This is a genomic window from Streptomyces sp. NPDC002536, assembly GCF_053594995.1.
Genome location: NZ_JBSFWU010000005.1, coordinates 71,332 through 94,041, shown reverse-complemented (window position 1 = coordinate 94,041; position 22,710 = coordinate 71,332). Strand labels below are relative to the sequence as shown.

The window sequence follows — 22,710 nt, the reverse complement described above, 5'->3', positions numbered from 1 at the left end:
GTACCCACCCGTGCGCACCCGACTGCTGCCGCTGCTCATCGTCCTCATGGCAGGCGTGCTGCTCGCCCTCGGCCTGCCGCTCGGCGCCGGCATGGCCGCCGTGCAGCAGCAGCGCGTGGTCGTCGACCGGATCGACGACACCGCCCGCTTCGCCGCGCTCGCACAGTTCGTCACCACCAGTGCCGTCGAACCCGCTGCGGCGGCGGACGAACGGCTGCGCACCCTGCAGGCCGAACTCGCCCGCTACCAAGACCTCTACGGCATACGGGCCGGTGTCTTCTACCGCAACAGCAAGGCCATGGCCGTCGCCCCCGCCGACTGGTCCGTACCGCCCACCGGGGAGGGCGGCCAGGCCTTCCAGGAGGCCCTCGCGGGCCGTCGCAGCCACGACCCCCAGCAGGTCTGGCCCTGGCGGCCCAGTCGGCTCACCGTCGCGTCGCCCGTCATCCGGGACGGCGACGTCGTCGCGGTCGTCGTCACCGACTCGCCCACCGGGAGGCTGCGTTCACGGATCCTGCATCGCTGGCTGGTGCTCGCAGCCGGCGAGACCGCGGCCATGCTGGTGGCGGTCGGGGCCGCCTTCCGGCTCACCGGATGGGTGCTGCGCCCGGTCCGTACCCTCGACGCGGCCGCCCACGGCATAGCCACGGGCCGGATGAACTCCCGGGTGGCCGCCGACTCCGGACCGCCCGAACTGCGCCGCCTGGCCCGGTCGTTCAACGAGATGGCCGACAACGTCGAGAACGTCCTGGAACAGCAACGGGCGTTCGTCGCCGATGCCTCGCACCAGCTCCGCAACCCGCTCGCCGCACTGCTGCTGCGCATCGACCTGCTGGCGCTGGACCTCCCCGAGAGCCACGACGAGGTGGTCTCCGTGCGGACGGAGGGGCAGCGGTTGGCACACGTCCTGGACGGCCTGCTGGACCTTGCGCTGGCCGAGCACGCCGACGCGGATCTGCAGGTGACCGACATCGCCGAGCTCGTCCACGACCGGCTGGACGCCTGGACCCCCGTCGCCGTCCGGGAGGGCGTCGCGCTCGCCTATCGCGGGCCCGCCGCCGTGACCGGCTGGGCCGATCCGATCGCCCTCTCCAGTGCGCTCGACGCGGTCGTCGACAACGCCCTCAAGTTCACGCCTGCGGAGGCCCGCGTCGAAGTCGTCGTCGAGGCCGCGACCGACCGCATCACCGTCACCGTCGCCGACGAGGGGCCCGGCCTGGCCGACGACGAACTCGCCCGCATCGGCGACCGCTTCTGGCGCAGCAGCCGGCACCAGAACGTCTCCGGATCCGGTCTCGGCCTGTCCATCTCGCGCGCCCTTCTGGCCGCAGGCGGTGCCACCCTCTCGTACACCCGGAACGATCCCCGCGGACTGCGGGCGACCATCACGGTGCCGCGCACGGCGGGGGAGGACGTCAGGGCTTGACCGACACGTAATAGCGCCGCGCACCCGCGTGCAGCTGCACCGGGTCGGTGAAGACGGCCGTCCGGAGGTCCACTTTCTGTGCTGCGTGGACGTACATGCCGATGCGGTCGCGGCTTCGGATGACGGTCCGGGTGATGCCCTCGGTGAGCTCCGGGTCGGCGCTGTCCAGGGTCAGCAGGAGGTTCGCCACCGCGATGGTGTTCACCGCCCCGGCGGCGTGCAGCTCCGGATAGGCGTCCACCGGCATCACAGCGGCCCGGTAGAAACGCATCTGAGGGCCCTGAGCGTGCAGCGGGCCGATCAGGTCGCCGAGCTGGACCAGCCGGACGGGCGTTCTCTTGCCGAGCGATCCGATGGTGGTGGTGGGCAGCCCGCCGGACCAGAAGAACGCATCCAGCTCGCCGCTCTCCAGCAGCGCGGATGCCTTGTCGAGGCCGACCCGTACAGGCCTGATGTCCTTGTCGAAGTCGAGCCGCGCAGCGGCCAGCAGTCGTCGGCTGATCAGCTGGACGCCCGACTCGTCGGCGCCCACTCCGATGCGCAGCCCCTTCAGGTCCCGCGCGGACTGCACCGGCGAGTCCTTGCGGACCACGAGGTGTATGTAGTCGTCGTACAGCCGCGCACATGCGCGCAGCCGGCCGGCACCTGGCTGCTGCTCGTCCTGGTAGGCGGCCACCGCGTCGGAGGCGGCCAGGACGAAGTCGGCCCTGCCCGACGTGAGCAGCCGGATGTTGTCGGGCGAGCCCCGGCTGTAGCGGATGGTGACGTCCAGATCGGGCAGGTCCCGGGCCAGGTCCTCCTTCAGGAGCGCGCCGTACTTCGCGTACACGCCGCTCGGGGCGCCCGTCGCAACGGAGATCCGCCCGCCCGGCACCGGCCGCCGGTCCGACGGCAGCAGCCACCACACCAGCAGCACGAGCACCGCAGCGGCCACCGCGCCCGTCCTCAGGGGGCAGCGCCTGGCCGGATGCGGCGGTCGGGGAGCCATGGGCGGATCCTGCCAGTCCGCCCGGCGACCGGGAAGAGCGGCGAAGAAGCGGGGAGAGGCGGGGAGGGGCCGGGCAGACGGAAGAGGCGAGCTGTCCGGACGACCACGTACCCTGGTCGATTGAGATGAGTGCGAAGACATACGAGGTGCGCACCTACGGGTGCCAGATGAACGTCCATGACTCCGAGCGGCTGTCCGGCCTGCTGGAGGATGCGGGCTACGTCCGCGCGCCCGAGGGCACCGCCGAGGGTGACGCCGACGTCGTCGTCTTCAACACCTGCGCGGTGCGGGAGAACGCCGACAACAAGCTGTACGGCAATCTCGGCCGACTGGCCCCGATGAAGACGAAGCGGCCCGGCATGCAGATCGCCGTCGGCGGCTGCCTCGCCCAGAAGGACCGCGACACCATCGTCAAGCGGGCCCCCTGGGTCGACGTGGTCTTCGGCACGCACAACATCGGCAAGCTGCCCGTCCTGCTGGAGCGTGCCCGCGTCCAGGAAGAGGCGCAGGTCGAGATCGCCGAGTCGCTGGAGGCGTTCCCCTCGACGCTGCCGACGCGGCGCGAGAGCGCGTACGCGGCCTGGGTGTCCATCTCCGTCGGCTGCAACAACACCTGCACGTTCTGCATCGTCCCGGCGCTGCGCGGCAAGGAGAAGGACCGCCGCCCCGGCGACATCCTCGCCGAGGTCGAGGCGCTCGTCGCCGAGGGCGTCAGCGAGATCACCCTGCTCGGCCAGAACGTCAACGCCTACGGCTCCGACATCGGCGACCGCGAGGCGTTCTCCAAGCTGCTGCGCGCCTGCGGGAGGATCGAGGGCCTGGAGCGCGTCCGCTTCACCTCGCCGCACCCGCGCGACTTCACCGACGACGTGATCGCCGCCATGGCCGAGACGCCGAACGTGATGCCGCAGCTGCACATGCCGCTGCAGTCCGGCTCGGACACCGTGCTCAAGGCGATGCGCCGCTCGTACCGCCAGGACCGCTTCCTCGGCATCATCGAGAAGGTGCGCGCCGCCATGCCGGACGCCGCCATCTCCACCGACATCATCGTGGGCTTCCCCGGCGAGACCGAGGAGGACTTCGAGCAGACCATGCACGTCGTGCGCGAGGCACGCTTCGCGCAGGCCTTCACCTTCCAGTACTCCAAGCGCCCCGGCACGCCGGCCGCCGAGATGGACGGGCAGATCCCCAAGGAGGTCGTGCAGGCGCGCTACGAGCGTCTGGTGGCCCTCCAGGAGGAGATCTCCTGGGAGGAGAACAAGAAGCAGGTCGGCCGCACGCTGGAGGTCATGGTCGCCGAGGGCGAGGGCCGCAAGGACGATGCCACGCAGCGGCTGTCCGGCCGGGCCGCCGACAACCGCCTGGTGCACTTCGCCAAGCCCGACGAGCCGGTCCGCCCCGGTGACGTCGTCACCGTCGAGATCACCTACGCCGCACCGCACCACCTGCTCGCCGAAGGCCCCACCAAGGCCGTACGCCGCACGCGCGCGGGCGACGCGTGGGAGAAGCGCAACGCCGCGGAGGCGGCCAAGCCGCAGGGCGTGATGCTGGGCATCCCGACCATCGGCGCCCCCGCTCCCTCCCCGGCCCCGGCCTCCGCCGGCTGCGGCTGCGACTGATCCGCTCAGGCCGATTCCGCCCCGTCACCCGGCCCGCCACGGCGGAGCCCGGGCGGCGGGGCGTATCGTTCGCGGCATGCTCGTCGCCGCTGCCGTATGCCCCTGTCCGCCGCTGCTCGTCCCGGAGGTGGCCGCCGGTGCCGCGGCCGAGCTGGACGGGCTGCGGGCCGCCTGTCTCGACGCCGTGGCCGTGCTCGCCGCTGCCCGTCCCGACCGGCTGATCGTCGTCGGGCCCGCCGGACCGGAGGGCCGCAGCACGCACCCGCAGGGCTCAGTCGGTTCGTTCCGCGGCTTCGGCGTGGACATGCAGGTGCAGCTCGGGACCGGCGGACCCGCCGGCGAGCGCGAGCTGCCGACGTCCCTGGCCGTGGCCGCCTGGCTGCTGGGGCGCACGGGCTGGTCGGCCGCGCCCGTGGAGGGCCTGGCGGTCGAGGAGCCGCTGGAGCCCGGGCGCTGTCTGGAGCTGGGCCGGGAGCTGGCCGACGGCGCGGCGCGCACGGCACTGCTGGTGATGGGCGACGGCAGCGCCTGCCGGAGCCTGAAGGCCCCCGGCTATCTCGACGAGCGCGCCCAGCCCTTCGACGCGGAGGCGGCACGCGCCCTGGGAGCCGCCGACACCGCCGCACTGGCCGCGCTGGACGCACGGCTGGCCGCCGAGCTCCAGGCCGCCGGACGCGCCCCCTGGCAGGTGCTCGCGGGCGCGGCCGAGGGCACCGGGCTGAGCGGCGCGCTGCTCCACGACGAGGCGCCGTACGGCGTGGGCTACCTGGTGGCCGCCTGGTCCTGAGGGCGGACATGGCGACGGCCGCGGAGCACCTGCTCCACGGCCGTCCGCCTACGAGGTCTCAGGAGGTTCCGGAGCCCGTACCGCTGCCCTTCTCGCCGCTCTCGGCGAGCTTGCCGAGAGCGTCCTTGGCCTTGCCCGTGCCGGTCTCGATCTGGCTGCTGTACTTGCCCTTGGTCTTCTCGTCGACCGCCTTGGCAGCCTTCTCCAGCCCCTGCTCGATCTTGCCCCCGTGCTGCTGCGCGAGGTCTGCCGCCTTGTCCTTGAGCGGGTCGAGCTTCGCCTTGAGGTTGTCCAACAGACCCATGGGAACCGCCTTCGTCTTTCCTCGTTCAAGCCGTCATTTGCGGGCGCTCTCCCCGGCTTCGCTGTCGGCCGCCTGGTCCGCGGACTGCTGCTTGGGGATGTCCACTCCCTCGGCAGCCTCGTCCTCGGCGCCACCCTCGGCTTCGGCCGCCTGCTCCGGGGCTGCCTCCTCCGGCTTCGCTTCGGCCGTCTCGGCGGCGTCGGCGGATTCCGCCGTCAGAGTGGCAGCCGCGGCCTCTTCCGTTGACGCCGAGGACGACTTGCGGCGAAACCTTGAAAACACGCCCATATCTACTCCATAACCTTACTGGTGTGAGCGAAATCCCGCGCCGTCCGGAGCGCCTCATTGCGCCGCTCCTGGACACCGGTCCGTGAACCGGCTCTCGAAACCTCGCAACAGGCAACGAGGCCGTCGGCGTCGCGTCACGTCGCTCGTTCGTGGGGCACTCCCGATGTTTGGGACACTGAACCGGTGAAAAACGCAGTTCGCGCACCCCGGGTCATCGCCGTCGTCGGTCCCACGGCGGCCGGCAAGTCCGATCTGGGCGTGGCCCTGGCCCAGCACCTCGGCGGCGAGGTCGTCAACGCCGACTCCATGCAGCTCTACCGCGGCATGGACATCGGCACCGCCAAACTCACCGAGGCCGAGCGGCAGGGGGTGCCGCACCGCCTGCTCGACATCTGGGACGTCACGGAAACGGCCAGCGTCGCCGAGTACCAGCGCCTGGCCCGCGCGGAGATCGACCGGCTGCTCGCCGAAGGACGCACCCCCGTGCTCGTCGGCGGCTCGGGTCTCTACATCAAGGGCACCATCGACGCCCTCGAGTTCCCCGGCACCGACCCGGCCGTCCGGGCCAGACTGGAGGGCGAGCTGGCGGAGCTCGGCCCCGGCGCCCTGCACACCCGGCTGGCCGCCGCCGACCCGGACGCCGCCCGCGCGATCCTGCCCGGCAACGGCCGGCGCATCGTGCGCGCCCTGGAGGTCATCGAGATCACCGGCCGGCCCTTCACCGCGAACCTGCCGGGCGAGCGCCCCGTGTACGACGCCGTGCAGATCGGTGTCGACGTCGAGCGGCCCGAGCTGGACGAGCGGATCACCCTGCGGGTGGACCGCATGTGGGAGGCCGGGCTCGTGGACGAGGTGCGGGCGCTGGAGCGCGAGGGGCTCCGCGAGGGGCTCACGGCCTCCCGCGCGCTCGGCTACCAGCAGGTGCTCGCGTTCCTCGCGGGGGAGTGCACCGAGGACGAGGCGCGCGCCGAGACCGTACGCGCCACCAAGAGGTTCGCGCGCCGCCAGGACTCGTGGTTCCGCAGGGACAGCCGGGTCCAGTGGCTGAGCGGTGCCGCGGACCGGCGTGCGGAACTCCCGCGGGAAGCGCTGGCGTTGGTCGAACGGGCGATTACAGCCTGATCACGTGATGGCATCGGGACGCTCCGGGCGACATGACGGACCGTCCGGGCGTGCCATCATCAAGCTTCGATCGAGCCGTGAAGTCCGAGTCTGGGAGGGCGCGTGGCGATGGAGGCCGGCCCTCGCGACAGACCGCAGCAACCGCAGCGCGGGGGGCACCCCCCGGTGGCCGGGGGAGAGCCGGAAGCGCTGACACCGGACGGCCCCGAGGACGTGCCCGGGAGCGTGCCGGAGAGCACGGTGCCCGCGTCGTTCCGCGAGTTGCGCCCGCAGCGCAGGCTGCGTCTGTGGCAGCTCGCACCGATCGTCGTGCTCGCCGCCGTCGGCTCGCTGATGTTCGCCTTCCCGCTGGCCTTCGAGTTCGGCGACGGCGGCCCCGTCGTCGCCATGCTGGGCCTGCTCCTCAGCTGCTGCGCCGCGGGCTGGGGCGTGATGGCCGCGCGCCGCGTGGGCTACACCTGGCCGGGCCTGCCGCCGCGCGGCTCCGGCCGTCGGCCGGACTGGCGGTACGTGGCCATGTACACCGTCATGGTGGCCGTCATGGTCGTGCTCGCCGTCTGGCGGGTGGCCCGCCTGCGCTGACCGCCCGGCTGCGGGAGCTGTCACAGGCGCCTCGTACCATCTAAGGGTGAGCACTGCGCAGATCGCCTTCCTCAAGGGCCACGGCACCGAGAACGACTTCGTGATCGTCCCCGACCACGAAGGCCGCATCGAGCTGTCCCCGGCCGACGTCGCCCGGCTGTGCGACCGCCGTGCCGGCATCGGCGCCGACGGCGTCCTGCGGGTCGTCCGGTCCGCCGCGCACCCCGAGGCGCACGCGATGGCCGGCGAGGCCGAGTGGTTCATGGACTACCGCAACAGCGACGGCAGCATCGCCGAGATGTGCGGCAACGGCGTCCGCGTCTTCGCCCGCTACCTCGAGCAGGCCGGCCTCGCGGAGGCCGGCGACCTCGCGATCGCGACCCGTGCCGGCATCCGGCAGGCCCACATAGCCAAGCCGGGCCCCTCCGGCGAGCCGGGCGGGATCACCGTCACCATGGGCCGCGCCCTGCTGCCCGAGGGCGAGGTCACGGTCACCGTCGGCGAGCGCAGCTGGCCCGCGCGCAACGTCAACATGGGCAATCCGCACGCCGTCGCCTTCGTCGGCGATCTCGCGGACGCGGGAAACCTGTTCACTGCCCCCCTCGTCGCTCCGGCCGCCGCCTACCCGGACGGCACCAACGTGGAGTTCGTCGTCGACCGCGGCCCGCGCCACGTCGCCCTGCGCGTCCACGAGCGCGGCTCCGGCGAGACGCGCTCCTGCGGCACCGGCGCCTGCGCGGTGATGGTCGCGGCCGCCCGCAGGGACGGTGCCGATCCGGCGGTCACCGGCACCCCGGTGACGTACACCGTGGACGTGCCCGGCGGACGCCTGGTCATCAGCGAGAGCCCGGACGGGACGGTCGAGATGACGGGTCCCGCAGTGATCGTCGCGGAGGGCGTGTTCGACGCCTCCTGGCTGTCGGCCGCCGGCTGACGCCCCTGCACGAACGGCGCCCAGGCACCGGGTTCCGGTGCCGAGCTCCCTCGAATGGGTGATCCGTTTCACTCTGGGCGAGAGCGGGTCAGCGGTGCGTGATGGGCTCGGTAGCATCAAGCACCGGTCCGGAGGCGCGAGCCGACCGCCGGTCGACGCTGCCGGAGGTGCCCATGAGCGCAGAGGCCACGAACGCAGGTGCTCCCGGCCGCAGGCGCGGCCGTCGCATCGACCTGAGACGGCTCGGGCGCGCCGCGCTGAGCGGCTCCGGGGCCCGCGGCCGCCTCCCGGACGCCATCGACCACGTCGCCAAGGTCCACCGCAGCCACCACCCCGGCGCCGACCTCGACATCCTGCGGCGCGCGTACGTCCTGGCAGAGTCCTCCCACCGCGGCCAGACCCGCAAGAGCGGCGAGCCGTACATCACCCACCCCCTCGCGGTCACCCTGATCCTGGCCGAACTGGGTGCCGAGACGACGACGTTGACGGCCTCCCTCCTGCACGACACCGTCGAGGACACCGAGGTGACGCTCGATCAGGTGCGTGAGCACTTCGGCGAGGAGGTCCGCTTCCTGGTCGACGGCGTCACCAAGCTGGAGAAGGTCGACTACGGCGCCGCCGCCGAGCCCGAGACCTTCCGCAAGATGCTCGTCGCCACCGGCAACGACGTCCGCGTGATGTCCATCAAGCTCGCCGACCGGCTGCACAACATGCGCACCCTCGGCGTGATGCGCCCCGAGAAGCAGGCCCGTATCGCCAAGGTCACCCGCGACGTACTGATCCCGCTGGCCGAGCGACTGGGCGTGCAGGCGCTCAAGACGGAACTGGAGGACCTGGTCTTCGCGATCCTGCACCCCGAGGAGTACGCCCGCACCCGCGAGCTCGTCCTCGCCCATGCGGGCCGCCCGGACCCCCTGGAGGCGACCGCCGGGAGCGTACGGGCCGTCCTGCGCGAGGCGGGCATCAGCGCCGAAGTCGTCGTCCGGCGCCGCCATTTCGTCTCCGTGCACCGGGTGCGTCTGAAGCGGGGCGGGCTGAACGGTTCCGATCTGGGGCGGCTGCTCGTCCTCGTCGCCGAGGACGCCGACTGCTATGCCGTCCTCGGCGAACTGCACACCTGCTTCACGCCGTTCATCTCGGAGTTCAAGGACTTCATCGCCGCGCCCAAGTTCAACCTCTACCAGTCGCTGCACACGGCGGTGGCGGGCGACGGCGGCCAGGCGGCCGAAGTGCTCATCCGCACGCACCAGATGCACCGCGTCGCCGAGGCCGGCGTCGTCGCCCTGGGCAATCCCTACGCGGCCCCGGAGGCACCCGACGCGGCCGACGGCGAGCGCGCCGACCCGACCCGTCCGGGCTGGCTGTCCCGCCTGCTGGAGTGGCAGCGTGCCACCCCCGACCCCGACACCTTCTGGTCCTCCCTGCGCGACGAGCTGGCCCAGGACCGCGAGATCACCGTCTTCCGCGCCGACGGCGGCACGATCGGCCTCCCGGCCGGCGCGAGCTGCATCGACGCGGCCTATGCGCAGCACGGCGCCGATGCGCACGGCTGCATCGGCGCCCGCGTCAACGGCCGCCTGGCGACGCTGAGCACGGTCCTGCACGACGGCGACACCCTGCACCTGCTGATGTCCCGGGACACTTCCTCCGGCCCCGCTCCCGACTGGCTCGACCACGCCCGCACCCCGGCGGCCCGCATCGCCATCGGATGCTGGCTCGCCACCCACCCGCTGCCGGACCCTGCAGCCCCCCCGGCCCCGCCCGTGCCCCCGAAGCCTGCTCCGCGCGCCGCCGCACCCGCGGCCCGCAGGCCGGTCGCCGTCGTCGCCGAGGGCGCGGCGCTGGCGGCCGCGAGTGTGCGCCTCGCGGGCTGCTGTACGCCTGTGCCGCCGGACGAGGTGACCGGCTTCGCCGTGCGCGGCGGGGCGGTGACCGTGCACCGTGCGGAGTGCCCTGCAGTGGCCCGGATGGTCACCGCGGGGCGTGAACGGGTGACCGTGCAGTGGCGCACTCCGGACGGTGAGGGAGGCGGCGACTACCGGGTCACTCTGCGGGCCGAATCGTTCAGCAGGCCGCATCTGCTCGCCGATCTGACCGAGGTGATTGCGGCTGAGGGTGCAGCCGTCATCTCGGCCGCCGTCGAGCCGCCGCACGAGCAGCGCGTGCGGCACACCTACACCCTCCAGCTGCCGGACGCAGCACAACTGCCCGAGCTGATGCGTGCCATGAAGCGGGTGCCGGGGGTCTACGACGTGGAACGGGCCGGACGGACGGTGGCCACGGCGCAGTTGTGACCCGGAACGGAGCCCGGAGCCCGGGGTCGGCGGCCCTCCGGGCGTCTTCTCGCGAGTCAACAAATCGTCATACGACCATTTGAGACGCTCATATGGGTGTGGCGGCGTCGTGGCGCCACGGTGCGGTGTCCGCCCGCTGGTAGCCGTGGATGCATGCCGCACTCACCCGGGACGCCCTCCCGGCGGCGCCGGTGGTTGCGCCGCCGTTCCGCCGCCCTTGTCGTCGCTGCCGCCTTCCTGATCGGGGCGACCGACCCGCCGTCCGTGGCAGCGGTGGGAGTGGACGACCGGCTGTTCCCGAACCTCGGCAACCCCGGCTACGACGTCACCTCGTACGACCTCTCCTTCGACTACCGGGCCAAGGACCAGCCGCTCGACGCCGTCACGACGATCGTCGCCAAGGCCACCGCACCGCTGGGCCGCTTCAACCTCGACTTCACCCACGGCACGGTCCGTTCGATCCAGGTCGACGGCGCGCCCGCGACCTTCGCCCCCGTCCAGGAGGACGTGGTCGTCGCCCCGGCCCAAGCGGTCCCGCAGGGTGCGACGTTCACCGTCACCGTGCATCACACCAGTGATCCGCGCGGCAACACCGAGGCGGGGTGGGTGCCCACGACCGACGGGCTGGTCATGGCGAATCAGCCCGACGGCGCCCACCGGGTCTTCCCCGGCAACGACCACCCGTCCGACAAGGCACTGTTCACCTTTCACGTCACCGCCCCGAAGGACCTGACCGTGGTGGCCAACGGGCTGGCCGCCGGCCGCACCACACAGGGCGACCGCACGACATGGACGTACCGCACCGTCCACCCCATGGCCACCGAGCTCGCGCAGATCTCCATCGGGCACTACGCCGTCCCCCAGCGCACCGGCCCGCACGGGCTGCCCGTCCGGGACGTCGTGCCGGCCGAGGGCGCCGGGACGCTGGAGCCCTGGCTGGCCAAGACGCCGGACCAGATCGTCTGGATGGAGCGCAAGACGGGCCCGTACCCCTTCGAGAACTACGGGCTGCTCGTCGCCGACGCCTCCACCGGATTCGAGCTGGAGACGCAGACCCTCTCCCTCTTCGAGAGCGGCATGTTCAGCAGGGCCGGCGTCCCGCCCTGGTACATCGAATCGATCATGGTGCACGAGCTGGCCCACCACTGGTTCGGCGACAGCGTCAGCCCGCGCACCTGGTCCGACCTCTGGCTGAACGAGGGCCACGCCACCTGGTACGAGGCGCTGTACGCCGAGGAGCGGGGCGGCACGAAGCTGGACGACCGGATGCGGGTCGCCTACCAGCTCTCCGATCAGTGGCGGGTCGAAGGCGGGCCGGTTGCCGTTCCCAGGCCGCCCGTCCCGGGCAACAAGGAGGGCATCTTCCGGCCCAACGTCTACGACGGCGGTGCGCTGGTGCTCTACGCCCTCCGCCAGCGCATCGGCGCCCCCGCCTTCGACCGGCTGGAGCGCGAGTGGGTCACCCGGCACGCCGACGGCACGGCCTCGACCGCCGACTTCGCCGCCCTCGCCACCGAGGTCTCCGGGCACGACCAGGCGGCCTTCCTGAACACCTGGCTGTACGGCGAGCGGACTCCGCCCATGCCCGGCCACCCAGACTGGAAGGCGGCCACGCCGAAACTCGCGTGACGGTCCGGCGGCGACCGTGGGACCATCGACGGGTCGGCGAGGCCGCCGGCCCCGGGAATCTCCGGGGGTCACCGGGCGTTGTCGACGCTGAGAGCTCCCGTCCGGGGGCAGTCACCGATCATCACGTAAGGATCAAATGACCTCCTCTTCTTCCCTTCCCCAGGACCGGCAGGACCGGCAGAGCCTCCCGGAGAGCCTTCGGGCCGACGCCCTGATGGAAGAGGACGTCGCCTGGAGCCACGAGATCGACGGGGAGCGCGACGGCGACCAGTACGACCGCTCCGAGCGTGCGGCGCTGCGCCGCGTCGCGGGGCTCTCCACCGAGCTGGAGGACGTCACAGAGGTCGAGTACCGGCAGCTGCGCCTGGAGCGCGTGGTGCTGGTCGGCGTCTGGACGTCGGGCACGGTCCAGGACGCCGAGAACTCCCTCGCCGAGCTCGCCGCCCTCGCCGAGACCGCGGGCGCTCTCGTCCTGGACGGTGTCGTCCAGCGCCGCGACAAGCCGGACCCGGCCACGTACATCGGCTCCGGCAAGGCGCAGGAGCTGCGGGACATCGTCCTCGAGTCGGGCGCCGACACCGTCGTCTGCGACGGTGAGCTCAGTCCCGGCCAGCTCATCCACCTCGAGGACGTCGTCAAGGTCAAGGTCGTCGACCGCACCGCCCTGATCCTCGACATCTTCGCCCAGCACGCCAAGTCCCGTGAGGGCAAGGCGCAGGTCTCCCTGGCGCAGATGCAGTACATGCTGCCGCGGCTGCGCGGCTGGGGTCAGTCGCTCTCCCGGCAGATGGGTGGTGGCGGTTCCGGTTCGTCCGGGGGCGGCATGGCCACCCGTGGTCCCGGTGAGACCAAGATCGAGACGGACCGGCGGCGGATCCGCGAGAAGATGGCGAAGATGCGCCGGGAGATCGCGGAGATGAAGACCGGCCGCGACATCAAGCGCCAGGAGCGCCGGCGGAACAAGATCCCGTCCGTCGCCATCGCCGGTTACACCAACGCCGGCAAGTCCTCGCTGCTCAACCGGCTCACCGGTGCGGGCGTGCTGGTGGAGAACGCCCTGTTCGCCACCCTGGACCCGACCGTGCGCCGGGCCGAGACGCCCAGTGGGCGGCTGTACACCCTCGCGGACACCGTCGGGTTCGTCCGGCACCTGCCGCACCACCTCGTCGAGGCGTTCCGTTCCACCATGGAGGAGGTCGGCGACTCCGACCTGATCCTGCACGTGGTGGACGGCTCGCACCCTGCGCCGGAGGAGCAGCTGGCCGCCGTGCGCGAGGTCATCCGCGACGTCGGCGCGGTCGACGTGCCCGAGATCGTCGTGATCAACAAGGCGGATGCGGCCGACCCGCTCGTCCTGCAGCGGCTGCTGCGCATCGAGAAGCACTCGATCGCGGTGTCGGCGCGGACGGGCGAGGGCATGCAGGAGCTGCTCGCGCTGATCGACTCCGAGCTGCCCCGACCCGCCGTCGAGATCGAGGCGCTCGTGCCGTACACCCACGGCGCCCTGGTCGCGCGTGCCCATGCCGACGGCGAGGTGCTCTCCGAGGAGCACACTCCGGAGGGCACCCTGCTCAGGGCACGGGTGCACGAGGAGCTCGCGGCCGAGCTCCAGCGGTACGTCCCGGCGGCCCGTTCCTGAGCGGACCGACGGAAAAGGAGGGGCTCCCCGACGCGGTCGGGGAGCCCCTCCTTCATGTCACCTGCAGGTGACTACTGGTTGACGAACTTCTGGCTGATGGCGTCGTAGACGCCCTTCGCCTCGGGGCCCAGGTGCGGACCCGCCAGCCAGGTGCTGTTGGCCGGGCCGATCGAGGTGTTGGAGACCAGCACCGCCTTGCCGTCCGGGCCCTGGGTGAACCAGCCGCCGCCGGACGAACCGCCGGTCATCGTGCAGCCGATGCGGTACATCGTCGGCTGCGCCGAGTCGAGGCTCAGCCGGCCCGGGCGGTCGACGCAGTCGTACATCTTCTGACCGTCGAAGGGCGGGGCGGCCGGGTAGCCCCAGGCGCCCATGCTCTGGACCGACTTCACCTGCGGGACGTCGAAGTCGACGGTCAGGGCGTTGCCGACCGTCTCCTCAAGGGACTTGCCGGATCCGGCCTCGGGCTTCACGTGCAGCACGGAGAAGTCGTACGGGGCGCCCGCGCCGCCGGTCTCGGCGCCCTGGCTGATCCACTGCGAGGAGGTCTGGGCCCAGTCCGCCCAGTACACGCCGTACGGGGCGACGTCCTGCACCGGGGCGCTGTTGACCTGTGCGCCCGGGAGGCCCTTGTCGTTGTAGGACGGCACGAAGGCGATGTTGCGGTACCAGCCGCCCTTCTGGCCGGCGTGCACGCAGTGGCCCGCGGTCCACACCAGGTTGGACTTGCCGGGGTGTGCCGGGTCCTTGACGACCGTGCCCGAGCAGACCATGTGGCCCTCGGGGCTGTCGAAGAAGACCTTGCCGACCGGTGCCGCGTTGTTGTGGTACGGCAGGTCGACGGACTTGGCCTGGACCGGGGGCGGCTCGGGGTCGGTGACGCCCTGGTCGCCGGAGGACCCGGGGACGGTGCCCGGAGCGCTCTGCTTGGCCAGCGTCTTGTCGCTGGAACGGGCGTCCTTCATCGTGTCGGGCTTCCAGTGGCCCTTGATGACGGGGTTGATGAAGTCCCGGGCCTCACGCAGCCACTGGTCCTTGTCCCAGTTCTTCCAGGCCCCGTCCTGCCACTTCTTCTTCCACTTCTGGATGTCTGCGGCGGAGGTGGGGAGACCCTTGGGCAACTGGACGCTGTCGTCACCCTTCTGACTCGCTGCCGCACTGGAGCTGTCGCTGCCCGCGGCCTTGTCGTCGGACGGGCCGCATGCGGTGGCGGTCAGCGCCAGCGCTGCGGTGAGCGCGGCCGCGGCCAAGGCCGACCTGCGGTTCGATGGCATGGAGTGGGTCCCCCTGAGTCATCTGTACGTGTTGTTGCGAATGACCGCCGAATGCGGGCATTTGATGTGAACTTGTCATGCAAAACCCGGTGAAGGGCAGGGCCCTACTATGCCGGTGCCGTGGGAGACGGGTGCTGCCGGGTCCTCGGTTCCGGTTCGAAGGATCTTGTGCCCGAGCCGTGATCCGCAGCGCGCGGCGTCGTTGGTACGCACGGGGGACAGTCGGCCGGAGACCAGCGGCGGAAGAGAGGACCCGGAGCCGTGGCCTTGACCCAGCTACCGTCTGCGGTGCCTTCCGAGGCGTCGTCGTCCGCGCCGTCCGCCGCTCGTACGTATGCCCGCTCGCTGCCCGTCGTCCCGGTGCGGGCCCGTGGACTGACGATCGAAGGGGCGGACGGACGCCGATACCTCGACTGCCTCTCGGGAGCGGGCGCCCTCGCGCTCGGCCACAACCATCCCGTCGTGCTCGAGGCCATCCGCTCCGTGCTCGACTCGGGCGCCCCGCTCCACGCTCCCGGACTCGCCACTCCCGTCCAGGACGCCTTCACCGGCGAGCTGTTCGCCACCCTGCCGCGCGGTCTGGCGGAGTCGGGCAGGATCCTGTTCTGCGCGCCGGGCGGCAGCGACGCCCTCGACACCGCGGCCCGGCTCGTGCGGTCCGCGACCGGGCGGGACGGGCCCCTCCTGGCCCGCCGGCCGGAGAGCCCGTGCGACGCACCCGGCGCAGCGGAACCCTCGGGGATCCTCGTCGAGGCCGTCCAGGGCCGGGACGGCGTACAGCCCGCACCGGACGCCTGGCTGCGCCGGGTACGGGCGGACGCCACAGCCTGCGCCCTCCCGCTCGTCGCCGACGAGACCGAGACCGGAGTGGGCCGCACCGGAGCCTTCTGGGCAGTCGGGCACAGCGGGATCGTCCCCGACGTGATGGTGCTGTCCAAGGCCATCGGCGGCAGCCTCCCGCTCGCCGTCGTCGTCCACCACGACAGTCTCGGCTCCGGACAACCCGCCGATGCCGCGGGCCTCTTCCGAGGCAACCAGCTGGCCATGGCCGCGGGCGCGGCCACCTTGCGGTACGTCAGGGAGCACGGTCTGGCGGAGCGGGCGGCGGTGCTCGGCGAGCGCCTGCTGAACGGACTGCGCCCGCTGGCCCACGCGTACGGATGCGTGCAGGGCGTCCGCGGGCGAGGACTCATGATCGGCGTCGTCTGTGCGGACCCGGACGCGCCGGACGATGCAACCGGCCGCTCAGCCGCACTCGCACAGGCCGCCACCGTGCAACAGGAGTGCCTGCGCCGCGGGTTGATCGTCGAACTGACCGGCCGGTGCCCCTCCGAGATCCGCCTCATGCCGCCCCTCACCATCACCGACGAACAGGCGGACGCCGTGCTCGACCGGCTGTCCGACGCCATCGCCACGGTCTCCCGCACAAGCCGCCGCATCCCCACCCCCCGAACGCCGAAGGAGGCAGGCGCCGCATCCCCGGCCCGCAGGCCGTGACCCATGCACGCCGCACACCCATGAGCGCATCTCCGTACGCCGATGCGGCCACCGTCGGCCGGGACCTCGCACCGGACGCACAGCCGCCGGCCCCGGTGACGACCGTGCCCCGCCCCGCAGCCCCCCACGATCCTCCGCCGCACGGTGCGCCCGACCCTCTGGACCACCCCGACCCGGCCACCGCGGCGGACGCCGCCGCCACCGAGAACCTGCTGCGCTGCTGGGTGCGCGAGAACGGGGTCGCCCAGCCGCACGGCGACACCCTGTACGTACCGCTCACCGCCGGCGGAACCGTGCTCCAGGTGCCGGTGCACTACTGGTCCGTCACCGGATGGCACCGCTTCGGCGCACCCGTGCTCGGCGGGTGCCCCGACGACGCCCCGCCCCTCGACGCCGTCACACTGGCCGCCCTGCTCGGCCGGGAGGCCGCGCACCACGCGGCACGGAAGGACGAGCCCCCCGTGCAGGACGGCGCCGGACTCGTCGGCCGCGTCGTCGACTCGATGCACCGCACCGCCGGATTCCTCGCCTCCCGGCGCGCCCGGCCGGCCGACCCGGACACCGGCCACCTCTTCCTGCACGGCGAGCAGGCCCTGATCCTCGGTCACCCGCTGCACCCCGCACCCAAGAGCCGCGAAGGGCTCGCCGAGTCCGAGGCGGACGACTTCTCACCGGAGTCGAGAGGGTCGTTCCCACTGCACTGGTTCGCCGTCCACCGCTCCGCGCTGGCCGCCGAGTCGGCCTGGACCGAACGGGGCCGCGGCGTCGATGCCCCCACCCTGACGGCCCGTCTCGCCGGACCGGCCCTGGAGGCCGAACTCCCGCCCGACACGGCCGCCCTGCCGCTCCACCCCTGGCAGGCCCGCACCCTGCGCCGCCGCCACGACGTGGCCCGGCTCTTCGCCGAGGGCCTGCTCCACGACCTCGGGGCGAGCGGCGAGCCGTGGTTCCCCACCTCCTCCGTGCGCACCGTGCACCGGCCCGGCGCCCCCGCGATGCTGAAGCTCTCCCTCGGCCTGCGCATCACCAACTCGCGCCGGGAGCACCTCCGCAAGGAGCTGCGGCGCGGCGTCGAGGTGCACCGGCTGCTGCGCAGCGGACTCGCCGAGCGGTGGCGCACGGCCTGCACGGGCGGGCTCGGCTTCGACATCGTGCGGGACCCCGCCTGGCTCGCGGTGGACACTCCCGACGGGACGCCGGTGCGCGGGCTGGACGTGGTCGTCCGGCACAACCCCTTCGGGCCCGGGGACGACGCCGCGTGCGTCGCAGGTCTTGTCTCGCCCCGCCCGTGGCCCGGCCGGACGACGCCCTCCGGGCAGCCTGCGGTCTGCTCGCGGCTCGCCCACATCGTCGCCGGACTGGCCCACCGGACCGGGCGGCCGGCGGGTGCCGTCTCCGCGGAGTGGTTTCTCCGCTATCTGGACGCGATCGTGCGGCCGCTCCTGTGGCTCGACGGCGAGGCGGGCATCGCCCTGGAGGCGCACCAGCAGAACACCCTGGTGCTCCTGGACCGCGACGGCTGGCCCGTCGGCGGACGCTACCGCGACAATCAGGGCTACTACTTCCGTGCCTCCCGGCGGGCGGAGCTGGAGGAACGGCTCCCCGGCATCGGCCGCGACAGCGACACGTTCGTCCCCGACGAGGTGGCCGACGAGCGCTTCGCGTACTACCTGGGCGTCAACAACATCCTCGGTGTGGTCGGGGCGTTCGGCTCCCAGCACCTCGCCGACGAACGGATCCTGCTCGCCGCCCTCCGCCGTTTCCTGCAGGACACCTGCACCGGGCCCGCCCCCACCCGGTCCTCCCTCCCCGGGCACCTGCTCGGCTCCGCCGCACTGCGCTGCAAGGCCAACATGCTCACCCAGCTGCGCGGGCTGGACGAGCTCGTCGGCCCGGTCGAGACGCAGTCGGCGTACGTGACGATCGCCAACCCCCTCGCCGTTCCCGCCGGATGAGCGCCGCGACGCCCGGCCCCGGGGCGAACGGGGCGGAAGGCACCGCAGGAACCGTCGGCGAGGGCGACACGATCGAACTGCGCACGGCCGACGCGTTCACCGACGAGCTGGTCCACGTTCTGACACAGGAATTGCAGCAGGGACCGACGCCGCAACAGGACGAGGCGCAGGGCGGTGACTTCATCGAACTCATCGCCTGCGACCGCCCGGACACCCCGGCCGCCGGCCGCGGGCCGGACCTCCTGGACGGTCTGGCCGACTGGGGCCCCGTGAGCACCCGGGAGGGGCCCTTCCAGCTCGTCCCCGTGCGCATCGAGCGCGACCTGCCTCTCGTCGCACAGTGGATGAACGATCCGGCCGTCGCCGCCTTCTGGGAGCTGGCGGGGCCCGAGAGTGCCACCGCGGACCACCTCCGGGCGCAGCTCGACGGCGACGGGCGGAGCTTCCCCTGCCTCGGCGTGCTGGGCGGCGTCCCCATGAGCTACTGGGAGGTCTACCGCGCGGACCTGGATCCCGTCGCCCGGCACTACCCGGCGCGCCCGCACGACACCGGACTGCACCTGCTGATCGGCAGGGTGGCCGACCGGGGCCGGGGCATCGGCACCGATCTGCTGCGCAGGGTCGCCGACCACGTCCTGGACCACCGGCCCTCGTGCACCCGGGTGGTCGCGGAGCCCGACCTGCGCAACACCGCCTCCGTCGCCGCCTTCCTCGGCGCGGGTTTCCGGCTCACCCGGGAGATCGAGCTGCCGGGCAAACGCGCGGGGCTGATGATCCGCGACCGTGCCCTGCGGGGTCTGCTCTGACCTCGGCGTTCTCCGTTCGGCAGCCCGATGTCACTGCGGCCCCTTAGGCTGGCTGCGCTATGACTTCCTCCTCCTCGCCCTCCCTCACCGACCTGCTGCACGCCGCCGTCTCCGCCGTCGGCGGCACCGAGCGGCCCGGCCAGGTCGCCATGGCCGAATCCGTGGCGGAAGCCATTGCGGACGGTTCCCACCTGCTCGTCCAGGCCGGCACCGGCACCGGCAAGTCGCTCGGCTATCTCGTGCCCGCCCTGGCCCACGGCGAGCGCGTCGTGGTCGCGACGGCGACGCTCGCGCTCCAGCGCCAGCTCGTCGAGCGCGACCTCCCGAGGACGGTCGACGCGCTGCACCCGCTGATGCGCCGCCGCCCGGAGTTCGCCATGCTCAAGGGCCGGTCCAACTACCTGTGCCTGCACCGGCTGCACGAGGGCGCACCCCAGGACGAGGAGGACGGCCTCTTCGACGTCTTCGAGTCCGCCGCGCCGACGAGCAAGCTCGGCAAGGACCTGCTGCGGCTGCGTGACTGGTCGGACGACACCGAGACCGGCGACCGCGACGACCTGACCCCGGGTGTCTCCGACCGCGCCTGGTCGCAGGTCTCCGTCACGTCCCGGGAGTGCCTGGGGGCCTCGAAGTGCGCCTACGGCGCCGAGTGCTTCGCCGAGGCGGCCCGCGAGCGGGCCAAGCTCGCCGACGTCGTCGTCACCAACCATGCGCTGCTGGCCATCGACGCCATCGAGGGCGCCCCGGTGCTGCCGGGCCACGAGGTGCTGATCGTCGACGAGGCCCACGAGCTGGTCTCCCGCGTCACCGGCGTCGCCACCGGCGAGCTCACCCCCGGCCAGGTCAACCGCGCCGTGCGCCGGGCGGCGAAGCTGGTCGACGAGAAGGCCGCGGACGCCCTGCAGACCGCGTCCGAGAGCTTCGAGCGGCTGATGGAACTGGCCCTGCCCGGCCGCCTGGAACAGCTCCCCGAGGATCTCGCCCACTGCCTGATGGCCCTGCGCGACGCCGCGCGCACGGTCATCACCGCCATCGGCAACACCCGGGACAAGTCCGTCCAGGACGAGGACGCCGTCCGCAAGCAGGCCCTCGGCGCCGTGGAGAACGTCCACGCGGTCGCCGAGCGCATCGTGCAGGGCTCCGAGTACGACGTCGTCTGGTACGAGCGGCACGACCGTTTCGGGGCCTCGCTGCGTGTGGCGCCGCTCTCGGTCTCCGGTCTGCTGCGCGAGAAGCTCTTCAGCGAGCGCTCGGTGGTCCTCACCTCGGCCACGCTCAAGCTCGGCGGTGACTTCAACGGGGTGGGGGCCTCGCTGGGCCTGGCCCCCGAGGGGGTCGCGGGCGAGGACCAGCCGCAGTGGAAGGGCGTGGACGTCGGCTCTCCGTTCGACTACCCCAAGCAGGGCATCCTCTACGTCGCCCGGCACCTGTCCCAGCCGGGCCGCGAGGGCAGCCGTACCGACATGCTCGACGAGCTGGCCGAACTGATCGAGGCCGCCGGCGGGCGGACGCTGGGCCTGTTCTCCTCGATGCGGGCGGCGCAGGCCGCTGCGGAGGCGCTGCGCGGGCGGCTGGACATGCCGATCCTGCTGCAGGGCGAGGAGACGCTCGGCGAGCTCATCCGCACCTTTGCCGGGGACGCCCGGACGTGCCTGTTCGGCACGCTGTCGCTCTGGCAGGGCGTCGACGTCCCCGGGGTGAACTGCCAGCTGGTGGTGATGGACCGGGTGCCTTTCCCGCGCCCCGACGATCCGCTGATGAGCGCCCGGCAGCGGGCGGTGGAGGAGGCCGGCGGCAACGGCTTCATGGCCGTGGCCGCGACGCACGCGGCGCTGCTGATGGCGCAGGGCGCGGGCCGTCTGGTGCGGGCGGCGGGGGACCGGGGGGTGGTCGCGGTGCTGGACCCGCGCCTGGCGACGGCCCGCTACGGATCCTTCCTCCGGGCCTCGATGCCCGATTTCTGGTACACCACGGACCGCAATCAGGTGCGCCGCTCGCTGGCGGCCATCGACACGGCGGCGAAGGCCGCGGAAAGCCAGGGCCCGTCCTAGGGCGTGTCCGGTGGGTCAGCACGGGCCCCGCGACGCCTGACGCGGCACCTCGCCGCGTTGTCGCATCACCCGAGTACGCCCAGTACGCGGGTGATGCTCCGCCTTGCGATGCACCACGCCAGACGCCGCGGGGCCCGCACTGACCCACCGGACACGCCCTAGGGCCTGCTCCGGGCCGCCGAGCGGCCCCGGGCGCGGCCTCCCGGGCGCACGAGCGAGCCCCGGAACCGGCGCAGTGGTTCCGGGGCCCGGTCTCTCGGGGCTTTCACACCCGGCGCAGTACGGCCACGACCTTGCCGAGGATGGTCGCCTCGTCGCCGGGGATGGGCTGGTAGGAAGCGTTGTGCGGCAGCAGCCAGACGTGCCCGTCCTCGCGCTTGAAGCGCTTGACGGTGGCTTCGCCGTCGAGCATGGCCGCCACGATGTCGCCGTTCTCCGCGACGGGCTGACGGCGCACCGTCACCCAGTCGCCGTCGCAGATCGCGGCCTCGATCATGGAGTCGCCGACGACCTTCAGGACGAACAGCTCGCCGTCGCCCACGAGTTGGCGGGGGAGGGGGAAGACGTCCTCGACGGATTCCTCGGCCAGGATGGGGCCGCCGGCGGCGATCCGGCCGACGAGAGGGACATAGGAGGCGGCGGGCTTGCCGGTGGTGTCGGTCGGCTGGGTGCTCGGCTGATCGGAGCCGCGCACTTCGTAGGCGCGGGGGCGGTGCGGATCCCTGCGCAGGAAGCCCTTGCGTTCCAGGGCCATCAGCTGGTGGGCCACGGAGGAGGTGCTGGAGAGCCCCACCGCCTGGCCGATCTCGCGCATGGAGGGCGGATACCCGCGGCGCTGGACGGAGTCCCGGATGACCTCGATGACACGGCGCTGCCGGTCCGTGAGGCCCGAGCTGTCCGCCCGGATTCCTGGTGGGCGTCCGGGGAGCGAGCGGGCCGGCTTCTGCCCCTCGGGGTTCATGGCTGCGTCATTCATCGGGTGCGTCTGGTCGAGTCGGTTCTGGGAGCGGTCCTGGGCGGTGATGGTGGCGCTGTCTGCGGTGGTGGTCACGTCGGCCCCTCTCGAAATGTTCTCCCTAGCTGGACAACGGTAGTTGCTTTCGAAAGGTTGCGCCAAACACACGTTCGAGTGAAATATCGCGGATCGGCTGACGCGATCAGGTGGCAGGGTGTACGGGCGGAGATCGATTCCACCCATTACGGTACTCTTCGGTCCGAAGTCCACCGGTTCGCGGAGGATCGCCGACCGGGTGGCTCCGACCGCGGACCGATCCGTTCCGGCCGGGTCGCGGCCGGGTCCGTCCGGGCCTCGCGGCGGTGCGCGCGGGGCGCCGCGCCGCTGGGTCCAGTGTGGCATCCGAAGCTCCCCGGGCATGCCCCGAGGGCCCCTCGCGTAGGCTCGTGTCCTGCCTCCACGGCGCGACACGCGCTGAGGGTCATTGGCCGCCCGGCACCAGATCTAGTGGTTTGATTGCGGCGGCTACCCACAAGTTGTGGTCGACGGCCCTCCCCCGG

Annotated in this window: 18 protein-coding genes; 13 read left to right on the top strand and 5 right to left on the bottom strand. The window is 72.4% G+C overall.

The annotated features are described in order from the left end of the window. Window positions 1-10: 10 nt before the first annotated feature. Entirely contained in the window at window positions 11-1,426 is a 1,416-nt protein-coding gene (locus tag ACWD4B_RS03585; protein ID WP_451419217.1) for an ATP-binding protein, read from the top strand. Here the strand turns inward: ACWD4B_RS03585 and ACWD4B_RS03580 are convergent. Further along, a complete protein-coding gene (locus ACWD4B_RS03580; protein ID WP_451419216.1) occupies window positions 1,416-2,414 on the bottom strand; it encodes a TAXI family TRAP transporter solute-binding subunit in 999 nt (332 codons plus the stop codon). The genes ACWD4B_RS03585 and ACWD4B_RS03580 overlap by 11 nt on opposite strands. Before the next feature lie 125 nt (window positions 2,415-2,539). On the opposite strand from ACWD4B_RS03580, the gene miaB reads away from it, so the two are divergent. Continuing rightward, the gene (gene miaB, locus ACWD4B_RS03575) at window positions 2,540-4,033 is read left to right on the top strand and encodes a tRNA (N6-isopentenyl adenosine(37)-C2)-methylthiotransferase MiaB (RefSeq protein WP_451419215.1); all 1,494 of its coding nucleotides are present in this window, start codon (window positions 2,540-2,542) and stop codon (window positions 4,031-4,033) included. 76 nt (window positions 4,034-4,109) lie between these two features. Further along, on the top strand, window positions 4,110-4,820 hold the full coding sequence (locus ACWD4B_RS03570; protein ID WP_451419214.1) for a class III extradiol dioxygenase subunit B-like domain-containing protein: 711 nt from the start codon (window positions 4,110-4,112) through the stop codon (window positions 4,818-4,820). Window positions 4,821-4,878: 58 nt separating this feature from the next. Here ACWD4B_RS03570 and ACWD4B_RS03565 read toward each other — a convergent pair whose 3' ends face one another. After that, window positions 4,879-5,124, bottom strand: coding sequence for an antitoxin (locus tag ACWD4B_RS03565; protein ID WP_451419213.1), 246 nt, complete (start codon window positions 5,122-5,124; stop codon window positions 4,879-4,881). Window positions 5,125-5,157: 33 nt separating this feature from the next. Continuing rightward, on the bottom strand, window positions 5,158-5,412 hold the full coding sequence (locus ACWD4B_RS03560; protein ID WP_336412796.1) for a hypothetical protein: 255 nt from the start codon (window positions 5,410-5,412) through the stop codon (window positions 5,158-5,160). A gap of 183 nt (window positions 5,413-5,595) precedes the next feature. Here ACWD4B_RS03560 and miaA point away from each other — a divergent pair, with 183 nt between their 5' ends. The 6 genes from miaA (at window position 5,596) to hflX (ending at window position 13,612) form a co-directional block, all read left to right on the top strand. Continuing rightward, the gene (gene miaA / locus ACWD4B_RS03555; protein WP_451419212.1) at window positions 5,596-6,534 is read left to right on the top strand and encodes a tRNA (adenosine(37)-N6)-dimethylallyltransferase MiaA; all 939 of its coding nucleotides are present in this window, start codon (window positions 5,596-5,598) and stop codon (window positions 6,532-6,534) included. A 108-nt stretch (window positions 6,535-6,642) separates the two neighbouring features. After that, complete coding sequence (locus tag ACWD4B_RS03550) at window positions 6,643-7,116, top strand: hypothetical protein (protein WP_336412917.1); 474 nt, start codon at window positions 6,643-6,645, stop codon at window positions 7,114-7,116. A 46-nt stretch (window positions 7,117-7,162) separates the two neighbouring features. Further along, window positions 7,163-8,050, top strand: coding sequence for a diaminopimelate epimerase (gene dapF, locus ACWD4B_RS03545; RefSeq protein ID WP_451419211.1), 888 nt, complete (start codon window positions 7,163-7,165; stop codon window positions 8,048-8,050). A gap of 173 nt (window positions 8,051-8,223) precedes the next feature. Then, window positions 8,224-10,344, top strand: a complete 2,121-nt coding sequence (locus tag ACWD4B_RS03540; RefSeq protein ID WP_451419210.1) for a RelA/SpoT family protein — start codon at window positions 8,224-8,226, stop codon at window positions 10,342-10,344. Between the two features lie 153 nt (window positions 10,345-10,497). Then, a complete protein-coding gene (locus ACWD4B_RS03535; protein WP_451419209.1) occupies window positions 10,498-11,973 on the top strand; it encodes a M1 family metallopeptidase in 1,476 nt (491 codons plus the stop codon). Between the two features lie 136 nt (window positions 11,974-12,109). Further along, window positions 12,110-13,612, top strand: a complete 1,503-nt coding sequence (hflX, locus tag ACWD4B_RS03530) for a GTPase HflX (RefSeq protein ID WP_451419208.1) — start codon at window positions 12,110-12,112, stop codon at window positions 13,610-13,612. Window positions 13,613-13,683: 71 nt separating this feature from the next. Here hflX and ACWD4B_RS03525 read toward each other — a convergent pair whose 3' ends face one another. After that, window positions 13,684-14,886, bottom strand: a complete 1,203-nt coding sequence (locus tag ACWD4B_RS03525) for a trypsin-like serine peptidase (RefSeq protein ID WP_451419207.1) — start codon at window positions 14,884-14,886, stop codon at window positions 13,684-13,686. 261 nt (window positions 14,887-15,147) lie between these two features. On the opposite strand from ACWD4B_RS03525, the gene ACWD4B_RS03520 reads away from it, so the two are divergent. Genes ACWD4B_RS03520 through ACWD4B_RS03505 form a run of 4 tightly spaced genes read left to right on the top strand, consistent with a single transcriptional unit; the run spans window position 15,148 to window position 21,195 of the window. Then, entirely contained in the window at window positions 15,148-16,383 is a 1,236-nt protein-coding gene (locus tag ACWD4B_RS03520; protein ID WP_451419206.1) for an aminotransferase class III-fold pyridoxal phosphate-dependent enzyme, read from the top strand. A 20-nt stretch (window positions 16,384-16,403) separates the two neighbouring features. Next, window positions 16,404-18,338 (top strand): IucA/IucC family protein, encoded by a 1,935-nt coding sequence (locus ACWD4B_RS03515; protein ID WP_451419205.1) that lies wholly within the window; start codon window positions 16,404-16,406, stop codon window positions 18,336-18,338. Then, entirely contained in the window at window positions 18,335-19,144 is an 810-nt protein-coding gene (locus ACWD4B_RS03510; RefSeq protein ID WP_451419204.1) for a GNAT family N-acetyltransferase, read from the top strand. The genes ACWD4B_RS03515 and ACWD4B_RS03510 overlap by 4 nt, the downstream gene beginning before the upstream one ends. Before the next feature lie 59 nt (window positions 19,145-19,203). Then, window positions 19,204-21,195: an ATP-dependent DNA helicase gene (locus ACWD4B_RS03505; protein ID WP_451419203.1), complete on the top strand. Its 1,992-nt coding sequence runs from the start codon at window positions 19,204-19,206 to the stop codon at window positions 21,193-21,195. A 265-nt stretch (window positions 21,196-21,460) separates the two neighbouring features. Here ACWD4B_RS03505 and lexA read toward each other — a convergent pair whose 3' ends face one another. Continuing rightward, window positions 21,461-22,246 carry a transcriptional repressor LexA gene (lexA, locus tag ACWD4B_RS03500; protein ID WP_336412785.1) on the bottom strand — a complete coding sequence of 262 codons (786 nt, stop codon included), beginning with the start codon at window positions 22,244-22,246 and terminating at the stop codon, window positions 21,461-21,463. Between the last annotated feature and the right edge of the window lie 464 nt (window positions 22,247-22,710).

Bases quoted from the DNA above. Each gene is read 5' to 3' on its own strand.
- ACWD4B_RS03580 (WP_451419216.1), bottom strand. From the start codon at position 2,414: ATGGCTCCCCGACCGCCGCATCCGGCCAGGCGCTGCCCCCTGAGGACG.
- miaB (WP_451419215.1), top strand. From the start codon at position 2,540: ATGAGTGCGAAGACATACGAGGTGCGCACCTACGGGTGCCAGATGAAC.
- ACWD4B_RS03570 (WP_451419214.1), top strand. From the start codon at position 4,110: ATGCTCGTCGCCGCTGCCGTATGCCCCTGTCCGCCGCTGCTCGTCCCG.
- ACWD4B_RS03565 (WP_451419213.1), bottom strand. From the start codon at position 5,124: ATGGGTCTGTTGGACAACCTCAAGGCGAAGCTCGACCCGCTCAAGGAC.
- ACWD4B_RS03560 (WP_336412796.1), bottom strand. From the start codon at position 5,412: ATGGGCGTGTTTTCAAGGTTTCGCCGCAAGTCGTCCTCGGCGTCAACG.
- ACWD4B_RS03550 (WP_336412917.1), top strand. From the start codon at position 6,643: ATGGAGGCCGGCCCTCGCGACAGACCGCAGCAACCGCAGCGCGGGGGG.
- ACWD4B_RS03540 (WP_451419210.1), top strand. From the start codon at position 8,224: ATGAGCGCAGAGGCCACGAACGCAGGTGCTCCCGGCCGCAGGCGCGGC.
- ACWD4B_RS03535 (WP_451419209.1), top strand. From the start codon at position 10,498: ATGCCGCACTCACCCGGGACGCCCTCCCGGCGGCGCCGGTGGTTGCGC.
- hflX (WP_451419208.1), top strand. From the start codon at position 12,110: ATGACCTCCTCTTCTTCCCTTCCCCAGGACCGGCAGGACCGGCAGAGC.
- ACWD4B_RS03525 (WP_451419207.1), bottom strand. From the start codon at position 14,886: ATGCCATCGAACCGCAGGTCGGCCTTGGCCGCGGCCGCGCTCACCGCA.
- ACWD4B_RS03515 (WP_451419205.1), top strand. From the start codon at position 16,404: ATGAGCGCATCTCCGTACGCCGATGCGGCCACCGTCGGCCGGGACCTC.
- ACWD4B_RS03510 (WP_451419204.1), top strand. From the start codon at position 18,335: ATGAGCGCCGCGACGCCCGGCCCCGGGGCGAACGGGGCGGAAGGCACC.
- ACWD4B_RS03505 (WP_451419203.1), top strand. From the start codon at position 19,204: ATGACTTCCTCCTCCTCGCCCTCCCTCACCGACCTGCTGCACGCCGCC.